13 protein-coding genes are annotated in these 12,382 nt (G+C 73.9%); 7 read left to right on the top strand and 6 right to left on the bottom strand.

Annotated elements, in window-relative coordinates:
- Positions 1-28 precede the first annotated feature (28 nt).
- The 5 genes from truA to WMF14_RS43465 all read right to left on the bottom strand — a co-directional run bounded on the left by truA (position 29) and on the right by WMF14_RS43465 (position 4,001).
- Positions 29-907: a tRNA pseudouridine(38-40) synthase TruA gene (gene truA / locus WMF14_RS43485; RefSeq protein ID WP_437796321.1), complete on the bottom strand. Its 879-nt coding sequence runs from the start codon at positions 905-907 to the stop codon at positions 29-31.
- Between the two features lie 21 nt (positions 908-928).
- Positions 929-1,339, bottom strand: coding sequence for a hypothetical protein (locus WMF14_RS43480; protein ID WP_437796320.1), 411 nt, complete (start codon positions 1,337-1,339; stop codon positions 929-931).
- A 10-nt stretch (positions 1,340-1,349) separates the two neighbouring features.
- Positions 1,350-1,967, bottom strand: coding sequence for an AgmX/PglI C-terminal domain-containing protein (locus WMF14_RS43475; protein WP_437796319.1), 618 nt, complete (start codon positions 1,965-1,967; stop codon positions 1,350-1,352).
- A gap of 308 nt (positions 1,968-2,275) precedes the next feature.
- Complete coding sequence (gene rsmD, locus WMF14_RS43470; protein WP_437546715.1) at positions 2,276-2,821, bottom strand: 16S rRNA (guanine(966)-N(2))-methyltransferase RsmD; 546 nt, start codon at positions 2,819-2,821, stop codon at positions 2,276-2,278.
- A 37-nt stretch (positions 2,822-2,858) separates the two neighbouring features.
- Positions 2,859-4,001, bottom strand: a complete 1,143-nt coding sequence (locus tag WMF14_RS43465; RefSeq protein WP_437796318.1) for a PEGA domain-containing protein — start codon at positions 3,999-4,001, stop codon at positions 2,859-2,861.
- A 228-nt stretch (positions 4,002-4,229) separates the two neighbouring features.
- On the opposite strand from WMF14_RS43465, the gene WMF14_RS43460 reads away from it, so the two are divergent.
- From WMF14_RS43460 to WMF14_RS43445, 4 genes are all read left to right on the top strand, one after another.
- Entirely contained in the window at positions 4,230-5,657 is a 1,428-nt protein-coding gene (locus WMF14_RS43460; protein WP_437796317.1) for a phosphomannomutase/phosphoglucomutase, read from the top strand.
- 2 nt (positions 5,658-5,659) lie between these two features.
- A complete protein-coding gene (gene prmC, locus WMF14_RS43455; RefSeq protein ID WP_437325808.1) occupies positions 5,660-6,538 on the top strand; it encodes a peptide chain release factor N(5)-glutamine methyltransferase in 879 nt (292 codons plus the stop codon).
- 213 nt (positions 6,539-6,751) lie between these two features.
- A complete protein-coding gene (locus WMF14_RS43450) occupies positions 6,752-7,132 on the top strand; it encodes a phage holin family protein (protein ID WP_437325807.1) in 381 nt (126 codons plus the stop codon).
- Positions 7,129-7,629, top strand: a complete 501-nt coding sequence (locus WMF14_RS43445) for a hypothetical protein (protein WP_437796316.1) — start codon at positions 7,129-7,131, stop codon at positions 7,627-7,629. The genes WMF14_RS43450 and WMF14_RS43445 overlap by 4 nt, the downstream gene beginning before the upstream one ends.
- Here WMF14_RS43445 and WMF14_RS43440 read toward each other — a convergent pair.
- Positions 7,614-8,300 (bottom strand): hypothetical protein, encoded by a 687-nt coding sequence (locus WMF14_RS43440; RefSeq protein WP_437796315.1) that lies wholly within the window; start codon positions 8,298-8,300, stop codon positions 7,614-7,616. The two genes, WMF14_RS43445 and WMF14_RS43440, sit on opposite strands and share 16 nt — an antisense overlap.
- A gap of 129 nt (positions 8,301-8,429) precedes the next feature.
- Here WMF14_RS43440 and WMF14_RS43435 point away from each other — a divergent pair, with 129 nt between their 5' ends.
- From WMF14_RS43435 to WMF14_RS43425, 3 genes are all read left to right on the top strand, one after another.
- Positions 8,430-9,722, top strand: a complete 1,293-nt coding sequence (locus WMF14_RS43435; RefSeq protein WP_437796314.1) for a sensor histidine kinase — start codon at positions 8,430-8,432, stop codon at positions 9,720-9,722.
- A complete protein-coding gene (locus tag WMF14_RS43430; RefSeq protein ID WP_272102024.1) occupies positions 9,719-10,261 on the top strand; it encodes a response regulator transcription factor in 543 nt (180 codons plus the stop codon). The genes WMF14_RS43435 and WMF14_RS43430 overlap by 4 nt, the downstream gene beginning before the upstream one ends.
- A gap of 75 nt (positions 10,262-10,336) precedes the next feature.
- Positions 10,337-12,166 (top strand): glycoside hydrolase family 15 protein, encoded by a 1,830-nt coding sequence (locus WMF14_RS43425; protein WP_437796313.1) that lies wholly within the window; start codon positions 10,337-10,339, stop codon positions 12,164-12,166.
- Positions 12,167-12,382 lie beyond the last annotated feature (216 nt).

Raw genomic sequence — 12,382 nt, 5'->3', positions numbered from 1 at the left:
TGTGACGCGCGTGCGGCGACGGGCGGCGTCACTCCTCGGGGGCGCCCTCCGCGGGCGCGCCGAGGTCCGTCGGCGCGGCGTCGTCCGTCGAGCACCCGTCCGAAGGCCCCGTCGGCCAGGCATCCTGCCCGTCGTCACGCAGGTGGATGCGCTCGAGGTAGAGCCCGTCCGGCGGCGCCGTGATCCCTGCGTCGCGCCGATCCAGCGACGAGAGAGCGCGCGCGATCGCGCCGGGGGCGAGGTGGCCGCGCGCCACGTCCATCAGGGTGCCGACCAGGATGCGCACCATGTTGTGCAGGAACGCGTTGCCCTCGACGTCGATCCGTACGACGCGTGGGTCCGCGGGATCGAGCGACAGCTCGACGCCGTACAGCGTCCGCACCGTGGTCGTCCGCTCGTCCGCGCTCGTCCGGAACGCGGCGAAGTCGTGGGTGCCCTTCGCGGCGAGCGTCTCGGCGCGCGCCCGCTCGATCGCCTCGTCCGTGATGCCCTCGACCCGCCAGGCGCGACGGCTGAGGAACGGGTCGCGGACCAGATCCCGGAGGACCAGGTAGCGGTAGCGCTTGCGGAGGCTCTCGAAGCGCGGCGAGAACCCGAGGCGCACCACGGCCGCGCGCCGGATCACGATCTCTTCCGGGAGGTGGCGCGCGGTCGCGAGGACCCAGCCGCGCGGCGGCAGCGGCGCCGTCGTGTCGAAGGCGACGCGCTGGTCGCGCGCGTGGACGCCCGCGTCGGTGCGGCTCGCGCCGCGGATCTCGCGGATGCCGGGATCGATGGCGCGCAGCGCGCCGAGCAGCTCTCCCGAGACCGTGCGCTGGTCGCGCTGGCGGGCGAAGCCCGCGAACGGGCGCCCGTCGTAGGCGACCGAGAGCAGGATCCCCCGGCTCGAAGCGGTGCTCCTCGCCACGGCGCGATCGAGGCGCGCGGCCTAGCCGCCGCTCCCCCCGCCGCCCGAGCCGCCCGCGCCGCCGGCACCGCCCGCGCCGCCGACACCGCCCGCGCCGCCCGAGCCGCCGCTTCCCCCGTCGCCGCCCGAGCCGCCGTCGCCGCCCGAGCTGGCCGACGAGGTCCGCGACGCATATCCCTTGACGCACTCCGGGTTGACGAGGCCCTCCGCGTTCTTGCAGCACTCCTCAGGGGCCGACAGCTGGCCATTCACCACGCAGGACGGGAGCTGATAGCAACCGGCCGGGTCGTTCTCGATTCCCTGCTCGCCGTCGAGGTTGTTGTTGCAGAGCGCCGTGGTCCCTTCATCGACGTGGCACGCGGCGCTCTGCAGGACGAGCGGCGCGAGCGCGAGGAGGAGCAAGCTGGCCATCCGGGGGGGGAGCGTTCGCATCGGCTGCTTCCTATTGCTTGATGGTGAAGTTGATCGGAACGTTCACCACGACGCATCCGCTCTGCGGCGGAGGCAGTGATTTGCCGCGGAAACGTCCCAAGACGCAAGACGCAATCTCGCCCGAGCCCACCGTGTCGTTGAGGATCGAGGCGCTGCACACCGCGCCGTTGGAGGCGACCTGCACGCTCACCGTCAGCTTGCCGGAGACCTCCGAGGTGCGCAGCGCGCGGTTATAACAACCCTGCGCCGAGCGAGCGAGCCCCAGGACGGCGGAGTCGAGCGCGGGCGAGGTCGCGCCGTCGCCGCACCTGCCGGAGCAAGGCGACTTGCCGGTGGTGGCCGGGCCCTGCCCCGACGCGACCTTGCCGGCGTCCACGCCGGCGTCCTCGACCTCGTCGACGGGCGGCGGCGGCGGGGGCGCGAAGAGCGGCGGAGGCTCCGCGGGCTTCGTCTCGGCGGGGACAGCGGCGGTCGGCGCCACGGGCGGCGCGGCCGGCTCCGGGCGCAGCTTCCAGTAGAGCAGGCCCGCCATGAGCGCAGCAAGGACGACCATTCCTGCGATGTAGGGCCCAGGGCCGCCGGATTTTCCCGGGATCTGCTGGGACGACGGAGGCATCGATGCGGACACGTTGAGAAGTCCTCCCGGAGAGACGCGCGAGGTCCGGCCGCTTCTGCGGGACCCTCGTGCGCCGGAGCCGAGACGCGGGCGCGTCCGGCGGGGGCGAGTCTACAAGGGCGGGCAGGGAAGCGCGCCAGGAAACTGGATGCGCCCCGGATGAACACGACAGCGCCGCGCGGAGGGCTGCTCGGCGCAGCGGCGGGCGGCTCAGCGCGCGCGGCTGCGGGCGGCTCAGCGCGCGCGGCTGCGGGCGGCTCAGCGCGCGCGGCTGGCGCGTGCAGGCGGCTCAGCGCGCGTGGCTGGCGCGTGCAGGCGGCTCAGCGCGTGTAGAACGACACCGCGGTGTCACCGTAGGCGCGGCTCGCAGCGCAGGTGAGCCCGGCGATCTCCGGGGAGGGATCGCGGCGCGCGTGCTCGAGGACGAGGCGCCCTTCCGGGGCGAGCAAGCCGAGCGGCCCGGCGAGGCGCGCGGCCGCGGCGGCGGCCTTGGCCAGGACGGCGTAGGGCGGATCGAGCAGGGCGAGGTCGAAGGGGCCCTCGTCGCGGAGCAGATCGAGCGCGCGCTCGACGGGGAGCGGGACGACCCGCGCCGCCTCGTCGAGGCCGAGCGCGGCGAGGTTCTCGCGGAGCACGGCGAGCGCGGGGCGGCCGCTCTCGACGAAGACGGCGCGCCGCGCGCCGCGCGAGAGCGCCTCGATGCCGAGCGCGCCGGTGCCGGCGTACAGGTCGCAGACGAGCGCGCCGGTGACGTCGCCGAGCGAGGAGAAGAGCGCCTCGCGCACGCGGTCCGCGGTCGGCCGCGTGCCCTCCCCGCGCGGCGCGGCGAGCCTTCGCCCGCCGAGCCGGCCGGCGATCACCCGCACGGTCGTCCCCCCATCGCCGCGGGCAGAGAGGCAGAGCTCACCAGCGGTACGTCACGTCGACGCCGCCTGCGCCGAGGCCGACGCTGGGCTGCACGCTCCAGCCGGTGCGCTCCGCGGTCTGGCTGTTGTTCGTGACGAGCAGGTACGCGCCGACCCCCGCGGACACCACCGCCAGCGGGTAGAAGACGTACTGGAGCGCCATGAACGTGTCGGCCTTCTCGCAGAGCTGGATGCCTTTACGGGCCGTCTTCGCGTCGGCGGTGAAGTCGTCCTGGATGGCCTTGCGGTTCTCGATCGCGCAGACGTCATCGACGTTCTCCGTGAACAGCCCTCGATAGGCCGTGTACCGCGCGTCGCTCTGGATGCTCGCGACCTGGACGGAGCTGATGACGGCGACGGACCCGAACACCGCGCCCGCGCCGAGGCCGATGAACCCGCCCATGCGCTTCCAGTTGGTCTGCGTCGATTCGGCCGGCATCTGGCTGAGCGCGACGTCGGTCGTGGCGACGGGCAGGGCCACGACCGACGCCTGGGAGTCGAGGAAGCCGGCCGACTTGACGCGCACGTCGTGCGGCCCGGCCGTGACCGTGAAGGTCGCCTCGCCGTTGTGCACGTTGCCGACAGGCTTTCCGTCGATGAAGACGCTCGCCTGCGCGGCGCCCGTCCTCACGCGGAGAGCCCCGCTCGGCGGCCCGCCGGTCAGCCTCGCGATCGCCTCCGCGGCGATCTTGCGGAGCGGCTCGTCGTTGGCCTCGGTGAGGTTCGCGCTGTACTTCACCGGCACGCTCGACTCCGGCTTCCCGCGGGTCCAGAGGTGCAGCTCCCCCTCGACCTCGGTGTCGCTCTTGCGGAGCATGCCCCAGATGTAGCGGTCGCTCTTGATCTGGTCGGCGATGCGGGCCTGGCAGGCCGCGTCGGGCCGATCGTCGCACTGGAGGGAGAGCGTCAGGACCTCGAGCGAGAAATCCTCCTCGCTGACCGACCACCCCGGCGCCTCCTTGATGGCGGAGCGGAGCGCCTGGGTCAGCGCGCCGGCCTGGTCATAGGCGTCGTCTGTCCGGAGGACGACGACGGTGATCGGCAAGGCGGTGGGCGACGGCTCCGCCGCCTGGGCGGCGTTGCTGCAGGCGAGGAGGGCCACCACGGCAGCGAGACCGGTCCTCTGTGCGCGCGTCATCATGTGGTCCTGGGCTCCACGCGCCCAAGGTACCTGTCCGGCGGCCAGGAACGCAATCCGTGAGCCGGCGAGGCGGCGCGGCGGCGAGGCGGCGGCGATCGCGATGACGAGCCGGCGAGCCCACGCTGCGCGCGGCGTTTTTCGTTTCGCCCACGATTGCGCCGTGTCAGAGCGTCCTGGGCCCCGGCCCGCCCCTGCAGCGCGGGCGACGCGCGCTCCTCTGCCCGGTCCATGAAGGTCCCCCGACACATCTTCCGCGAGTACGACATCCGCGGCGCCGCAGAGCGCGACCTCACGAGCGGGCTTGCGCGCGAGCTCGGCGCCGCGTTCTCCCTGCTCCTCGGCCGCGAGCTCGCCGCGGGGGCGCCCCCTCGCCGGGCTCGGCCGAAGGTGGCGGTCTGCCGGGACGGCCGCCTCTCGAGCGACCGGCTGTTCTCCGCCCTCACGGACGGCCTGCTCGCGGGCGGCGCCGACGTGATCTCGGCGGGGGTCGGGCCGACGCCGCTGCTCTACTTCGCGGCGCACCACCTCCACGCCGACGGCGCGATCATGATCACGGCGAGCCATAACCCGGCGCCGGACAACGGGTTCAAGCTCATGCGCGGCAAGGCCTCGTTCTTCGGCAAGGACATCCAGGCGCTCGCCGACCTCATCGAGGAGGGCGGCGCGGACGGCCACAGCGCCGCGGCGGCGCGGGGCGATCTCACCGAGGTCGACCTCTCGGGCGACTACATCGCGGCGGTGCGCGCCGCGGCCCGCCTGTCCAACGCCGACGTCCGCTTCGTGATCGACGCCGGCAACGGCGCTGCCGGCCCGCTCGGCGTCCGCACGCTCGCGGCGCTCGGCTTCGCGCCGGACGCGCTCTTCTGCGACATCGACGGCCTCTTCCCGAACCACCACCCGGACCCGACCGTCCCCGAGAACCTCGAGGCGCTCCGCGCCCGCGTGCTCGCGACCGGCGCCGCGCTCGGCGTCGCGTGGGACGGCGACGGCGATCGGATCGGCGTTGTCGACGAGCGCGGCGAGGTGCTCTGGGGGGACAAGCTGCTGCTCCTGTTCGCGCGGTCGCTCCTCGCGGAGCGCCCCGGCTCGGCCGTGCTCGGGGAGGTGAAGTGCTCCGAGACGCTCTACGCCGACATCGCCGCGCGCGGCGGGCGCCCCATCCTCTGGAAGACGGGCCACTCGCTCATCAAGACCAAGATGAAAGAGGAAGGCGCCCTGCTCGCCGGCGAGATGAGCGGGCACATGTTCTTCGCCGATCGGTGGTTCGGGTTCGACGACGCGATCTACGCGACGGTCCGCCTGCTCGAGATCGTCGCCCGGGCGCGGCGGCCCCTCGGCGAGTTGCTCGCCGACGTGCCGGAGACCTTCGCCACCCCCGAGATCCGCGTCGACTGCCCGGACGCCGTGAAGTTCGAGGTCGTCCGCCGCGTGACCGAGCACTTCCGCCGCGTCCGTCCGGTCGTGGACATCGACGGCGCGCGCATCGACTTCGGCGGCGGGGCGTGGGGCCTCTGCCGCGCCTCCAACACCGGCCCGATCCTGGTGCTGCGGTTCGAGGGGCGGTCCGTCGCGGACCGCGACGCGGCCCGCGCCGAGGTCGAGGCCGTCGTCACCGCCGCCGTCCGCGACGCCGTCGCCGCCGCCCCGCTCCCGTGACCATGTCCGAAGGCGAGCAGCAGAGCGAGGCCTGGACGATCCGGCGCGTGATCACCTGGGCCACGGGCGACCTGAAGAAGCGCGGCGCATCCTCGGCGCGCCTCGACGCCGAGCTCCTGCTCGGCAAGGTGCTGCGCCTCGATCGCGTCGGGCTGCTCATCGACGCCGAGCGGCCGCTCGATCGGGCCGAGCTCGCCGCCTACCGCGAGCTGCACCAGCGCCGCCGCGCTGGCGAGCCGGTCGCCTATCTCCTCGGTGTGCGGGAGTTCTACGGCCGCCCGTTCCGCGTCGATCCGCGCGTGCTCATCCCCCGCCCCGACACCGAGATCCTCGTCGAGGTCGGCCTCGCCCGGACGAGGCACCTGGCGCTCTCCGCGCGCGTCCTCGACCTGTGCACCGGGTCCGGCTGCGTCGCCGTCAGCCTCGCGTGCGAGCGGCCGACCAGCCGCGTCCTCGGCGTCGACATCTCGGACGGCGCGCTCGCCGTCGCCCGCGAGAACGCGCTCCGCCTCGGCGCGGTCAACGCGGGGTTCGTGCGCTCGGACCTCTTCGCCGGCGTGCCGTCCGGCCTTCGCTTCGACCTGATCACCGCGAACCCACCGTACATTCCGGACGAGGACGTCGCCGCGCTGCAGATCGACATCCGCGGCTACGAGCCCCACCTCGCGCTCGCGGGGGGCCCGGACGGCCTCGTCTTCACGCGCCGGATCGTCGCGGGCGCGCCGGCCTTGCTCTCCGCCGGCGGCGTGCTGGCGGTGGAGGTCGAGGCTGGCAAGGCGGGCGCGGTGGCCGAGCTCTTCGCCGCGGCGGGGTTCGGCGGCGTCTCGAGGCACCTCGACTACGGCGGGCACGAGCGCGTCGTCTCCGGCGCCCTGCCCTGATCGCCCGCCGCCCGGGAGGGCGGGGGCCGCCGCGGCTGCGCAGCGCGCGCGCCTCCGCGACCGCGAGGATGGGGCTGGCGCGCTGTATGCACAGCGACGCACGGCGAGGGGGGCGTGGCGCAGTCGGTGGCGGGGGCTCGGGGCGACCCGCGCGCCGCCGGCTGCCTGCGCCGCCCCCGAGCGCGTTCACGCCGCGAGGCGGAGAGGTGTCCCATGAGGCAGCTGGATCCCAGGCCGGAGAGCTCGACAGCAGATCTCGTGAAGGAGGCGATCGCCGAGGCCAGGGAGCTGATGCAGGTCGAGGTCGCGCTGGCGCGCGACGAGATGAACCAGGAGATCTCGCGGGCGAAGGCGTCGTGCGTCGCGCTCGGCGCGGCGGCGGCCGCGGCGCTGCTCGGGGTCGCGCTGGTGCTCGTCGCGATCGCGCTGGCCATCGCGCCGGAGCCGCTGCCGGCGCTGCTGATAGGGCTCGCGTTCATCGCGCTGGCGATCGTGGTGGGCGTGGTCGGCTACAAGAGCGCGCCGAGGAGGCCGCTCGAGAGGACCCGGGGCCGCCTCGGGGCGGACGTCCGGCTGGTCCGGGAGCTCGTATGAAGGGGCTGAACGGTCAACGCGCGGACTTCGAGCGGAGGGCGGACGAGCTGCGCGACCGGCTGATGCACACGATCGAGGCGCTCGATCGGCGCCGCCACGTGCTCGTCGACGTGCGGTCGCGGGTGCGCCGGTACGGCCCCGAGGTGCTCGCCGGAGGGCTGCTGCTCGCGATCGCGGGCGGCGCGGCGGCGATCGCGCTGATCAAGGAAGTGCGCGCGCGCAACGAGCGGCCGGGCGGCGAGCGCCTCCGCGCGCTCGTGCGCTTCTGGCGGCACCCGGAGCGGGTGGCGCCGCGCGGCAAGCCGAGCGTGTCCCGCGAGATCGGCCGGAGGATCCTGGTGGGCATGGCGTCCTTCGTGGCGATGCAGCTCATCCGGCGCGGCGTCCGGCTCACGCTGGCGCTGCCGGATCGGGACGCGCAGGCGCGGCGGGGCCCGCTCGAGCTCAGCGCCGCGGCGCCGGGGACCAGGAGGCCGTCCGGTCAGGGCCCGGTGTAGAGGGCGGTGCGCCACCCCAGGTAGAACCCTGGCTGGCGGACGGACGTGCTCCAGGTGTAGTCGGCGTAGAGCCACGGGCCCATCGCCACCTTCCAGAGCCGGATCCCCTCGTAGAACACGCCGCCTCCGATGCGGGCCGGCAGGGCGCCGTCGATGACCTCCGCGCCGTCGGCGTCGGCGGTCGTGTACGCGACGCCCGTGCCGGCGTCGAAGGCGACGCCGACGTCCCTCCACCGATCCGCGAGCGAGAAGAGCGGGAAGACCTCGGTGTGGAGCATGAACCCCCCGGCGAGGGAGGCGTGGTCCGCGGCGCTCAGGCCGTGTCCGCCGACGCCAGCGCCGAACGTGAGCCAGTCCGCGAGCGCGCCGCCGATCCAGACGTAGCCTCCGGCGCCGATCCCCACGCCGGTCTCGGTGTAATGGCGCTGGAATCCGATCTTCTGGACGTCGTTCGGGAAGCCGGCGGCGCTCCCGAGCGCCAGGCCTCCGGCGATGCCCGCGGCGAGCCCGCTGCGCCGCGCGGCCGATCTGGGCGCGAACAGCGGGTCTTCGACCGGCGTCTCTCCGGCCGCCGCCGGCTGCGCCGCGGCGGCCGCGGGGAGCAGGCTGAGGCCAAGGAGCGCCGGCAGCGCGGCCGCGCGCGCGCGTCGGAGGTGGGGACACGTCGCCATGGGCTCCCTTTCCTATACGATGACGCGGGGCTCGGCATCGCAATCCTGCCGCTCGGCGCGGACCGGCGCGGGCCTGACGGCGCGCCGTCGCACGGGAGGGATCGTCCGTGTTCGCGCTATGCTCCCGCCGTGACGCACGAAGCTTCCCTGGAGCGGGCGCCGGCGGGCAGGATCGTCCTCCGGTGGCTCGTCGGACTGCGCTGGGCGGTGTTCGCGCTGCTCGCGGCGACCCTGGCCGTCGACGAGGCGCTGTTCGGCTATCACGTCCGGTACGCCATCGCCGTGCCCATCCTGGCGCTGGCCGCCGGGCTCAACCTCGCCCTCGACCGGCGGGTGCGGTCGGATCGGGGCGCGGAGAGCGCCGTCGTCGCCGGCGTCGTGGCGCTCGATCTCGTCGCGATCGCCGGGGTCCTCGCCGCGTCGGGCGGCGCGGGCAACCCGTTCAGCGCCCTCTTCTTCGTGCACGTCGCCCTCGCCGCGGCGCTCCTGCCGCCGCGGACGACCTTCGCGCTCGCCGCGCTCGCGGCCTGCCTCTTCGCGGCGCTCTTCGCGCTCCCCGCCGGCGCGTGCTGCCCGAGCCACCCGGAGCACGGCGCGTTCTCCACCCACCTCTACGGGATGCTCCTCGCCTTCGTGCTGAGCGCGGCGCTCGTCGCCCACGTCCTCCTGAAGATCCGCCGCGCGCTCGACGAGAGCGCGGCCGAGAACGCGGCGCTGCGCCGGCGCGCGGAGGAGGCGTCCCGCTTCCAGGCGCTCGGCGCGCTCGCGGCCGGCACCGCCCACGAACTCGGCACCCCGCTCGGCACGATCGCGGTGCTCGCCGGGGAGAGCCTCGGCGATCCCGGATCGAGCGACGCCGCGCAGCGCCGCGCCCGGACGATCGCGGAGCAGGTCGAGCGCTGCCGCGTGGTGATCGCGCGCATGCGGGCGGACGTCCGGGCGAGCGACCTGCGCGCCGGGGTCGAGGTCGGCGAGGCGGCACGGCGCGGCGTGCAGGCCTGGCAGGCGGCGCACCCCGGCGTCGCGGTCGAGGTGCGGGGCGATCTCGCGCCGCGCCGCACGGTGCCGCTCGACGCGGCCGACGTCGAGGCGGCGCTGTTCGCGCTGCTCGACAACGCGCTCGAGGCGCTCGGGCCGAGCCCCGCGGTCGCGGAGCCGATCGTGGTCACCGTCGGCGACGAGGGCGGCGCGCCCGTGATCAGCGTCGAGGACGGCGGCGCGGGCGTCGCGCCGGGCCTGGAAGGGCGGCTCGGCGAGCCGTTCGTGACCACCAAGGCGCCCGGCGAGGGCATGGGCCTCGGGCTCTACCTCGTGCGGACGCTCATCGAGCAGGTCGGCGGCTGCCTCACGGTGTCGCCGAGGCAGGGGTCTGGCGAGCGCGGCACGCGCGTCGCCCTGCGCCTCGCGCCGGTGGACTCATGAGCTCCGAGGCCGCCGGCGATCCGACGCTGCTCATCGTCGATGACGACGCGACCTTCCGGACCGCGCTCGGGCAGGCGCTCGGCAAGAGCGGGTTCGCGGTGTCCCTCGCCGAAAGCGCCGAGGAGGCCGCGGCGATGGCGCGAGGGCACGTGTTCGAGTACGCGCTCGTGGACGTCCGGATGCCAGGGCAGAGCGGGATCGATCTCGTGGGGACGCTGCGGAGCATGGATGACGGCATCCGTATCGTGGTGTTCACCGGATACGGCACGATCGCGAACGCGGTGGCGGCGATCCGGGCCGGGGCGGTCGATTACCTGACCAAGCCGGTGGACGCGGCCCGGTGCGCGCGGTCGCTGCTCGGCGTCGACCCTGCCGCGCGGGGCGACGAGGACCTGCCGTCGCTCGAGCGGGTGGAGTGGGAGTACCTCCAGCGCGTGCTCGCGGACTGCGAGGGGAACATCTCGGAGGCAGCGCGCAAGCTCAGGATGCACCGCCGCTCGCTCCAGCGGAAGCTCTCGCGCCTGCCGCCGAGATCGTGAGGGGCGTGAGGGGGTAGAGCGGAGGGTCCACGAGAGGCGGGTTCCGCTCCGCCGAGCGAGCCCTATGGAGAGGCCATGCCCTACAAGCCCATCGAGTCCTACGGCGTCATCGGCGACATGCACTCCGTCGCGCTGGTCGGGATGGATGGATCCATCGACTGGTGTTGCCTCCCGAATTTCGACTCGCCGAGCGTGTTCGCGGCCATCCTGGACGACGAGCGCGGCGGCCGCTTCGCGCTCTCCGCGGCGAACGGCACGTCGCGCAACAAGCAGATGTACATGCCCGACACCAACGTCCTGCTCACGCGGTTCCTCGACGTGGAAGGCGTCAGCGAGGTCTGCGATTTCATGCCGATCCACCGGGACACGTACGGCGCTTACCGCCGCGGGATGCACCAGATCGTCCGCGTCGCGCGGGCCGTCCGCGGCGCGGTGCGCTTCCGGCTCGCCTGCCGCCCCGCGATCGACTTCGCCCGCCGCCCCCACCGCCTGATCCTCGACGACCCGCGCGGCGCCGTCTTCGACTCCGATGGCATCGACCTGGCGCTCATCAGCTCGGTCCCCCTGTCGAGCGACGGCGCCGGCGGCGTCACCGCCGACTTCGTGCTCCAGCCCGGCGAGTCGGCCACGTTCTCGCTGCGCCAGGTCGAGGACTGGACGGCCAGCGCCGATCTGCTCGCCACGCCGATCGACGGCGACGACGCCCTCCGGCGCACGGTCGCCTTCTGGCGGTCGTGGCTCGCCCGCTCGCGCTACAAGGGGCGCTGGCGCGAGATGGTCGATCGCTCGGCGCTCGTCCTCAAGCTGCTCACGTTCGAGCCGACCGGCGCGATCGTCGCCGCGGCGACGACCAGCCTGCCCGAGGCGATCGGCGGGGTCCGCAACTGGGACTATCGCTACGTCTGGGTGCGCGACGCCGCGTTCACGCTCTACGGCTTCCTCCGGCTCGGCTACACGGAGGAGGCCGCGCGCTTCATGGAATGGCTGAGTGCCCGCGTCTCCGAGGAGGACGGCCCCACCGGGCCGCTGCAGCTGATGTACGGTATCGACGGACGCCACGAGCTCCCCGAGGTCGCGCTCACCCACCTCGACGGCTACCGCGGGTCCCGGCCGGTCCGCGTCGGCAACGGGGCGACGACGCAGCTCCAGCTCGACATCTATGGCGAGCTCATCGACTCGGTGTATCTCTTCGACAAATACGGATCTCCCATCTCCTATGATTTCTGGCGTGAGCTCCGGCGCATGGCCTACTGGGTGTGTCAGAGCTGGGAGCAGGAAGACGAGAGCATCTGGGAGGTGCGCGGCGGCAGGCAGCAGTTCGTCTACTCGAAGCTCCAGTGCTGGGTCGCGCTCGACCGGACGCTGCGGCTCAGCAGCAAGCGCTCTCTGCCGCTCGACCGGCAGCGCGTCGCGTGCGCGCGCGACGACATCTACGAGGCGATCATGGCGCGCGGCTGGGACGCGCAGCGGAGGACGTTCGTGCAGGCCTTCGGCGGGGCCGCGCTCGACGCGAGCAACCTGCTCATGCCGCTCATGCGCTTCATCTCCCCCACCGACCCGCGCATCCTCGGCACGCTCGACCGCACCCTCGAGGAGCTCGCGAGCGACACGCTCGTCCACCGCTACGAGCTCGGCAAGGGCGCGGGCGACGGCCTGACCGGCAAGGAGGGCACGTTCAGCATCTGCACCTTCTGGCTCGTCGAGGCCCTCGCGCGCGCTGGCCGCCTCGACGACGCGCGCTTCATCTTCGAGAAGATGCTGACGTACGCCAACCACCTCGGGCTCTACTCCGAGCAGATCGGGCCGAGCGGAGAGCTGCTCGGCAACTTCCCCCAGGCGTTCACCCACCTCGGCCTGGTCAGCGCGGCGTTCTACCTGGATCGCGCGCTCGGTCAGGGCGGCTGAAGGTCGGATCCGGGTCCTCGCGCGCTCCCCGCCGGCGAGCGGCGGGGCGTGGCTCGTGCGCGAGCGGTGGAAGGGAGAGGCGGCTGCCGGCAGCCCGGGATATCCAACCCCAGGCGGCCGGCGCTCACGAGTTCTGTAGGTGTGTCGTGCAGGTGTGTAGGAAGGAGGGGCTGGCGCGGCGCCGAGGGATCCTGCGACGCGGAGTCCCAGGCGCCG

The sequence above is a fragment of the Sorangium sp. So ce693 genome (assembly GCF_051521375.1).
Classification (GTDB): Bacteria; Myxococcota_A; Polyangia; order Polyangiales; family Polyangiaceae; genus Sorangium; species Sorangium atrum.
Note: the sequence above shows the minus strand (reverse complement) of the source record. Positions and strands in the feature narration are given on the sequence as shown.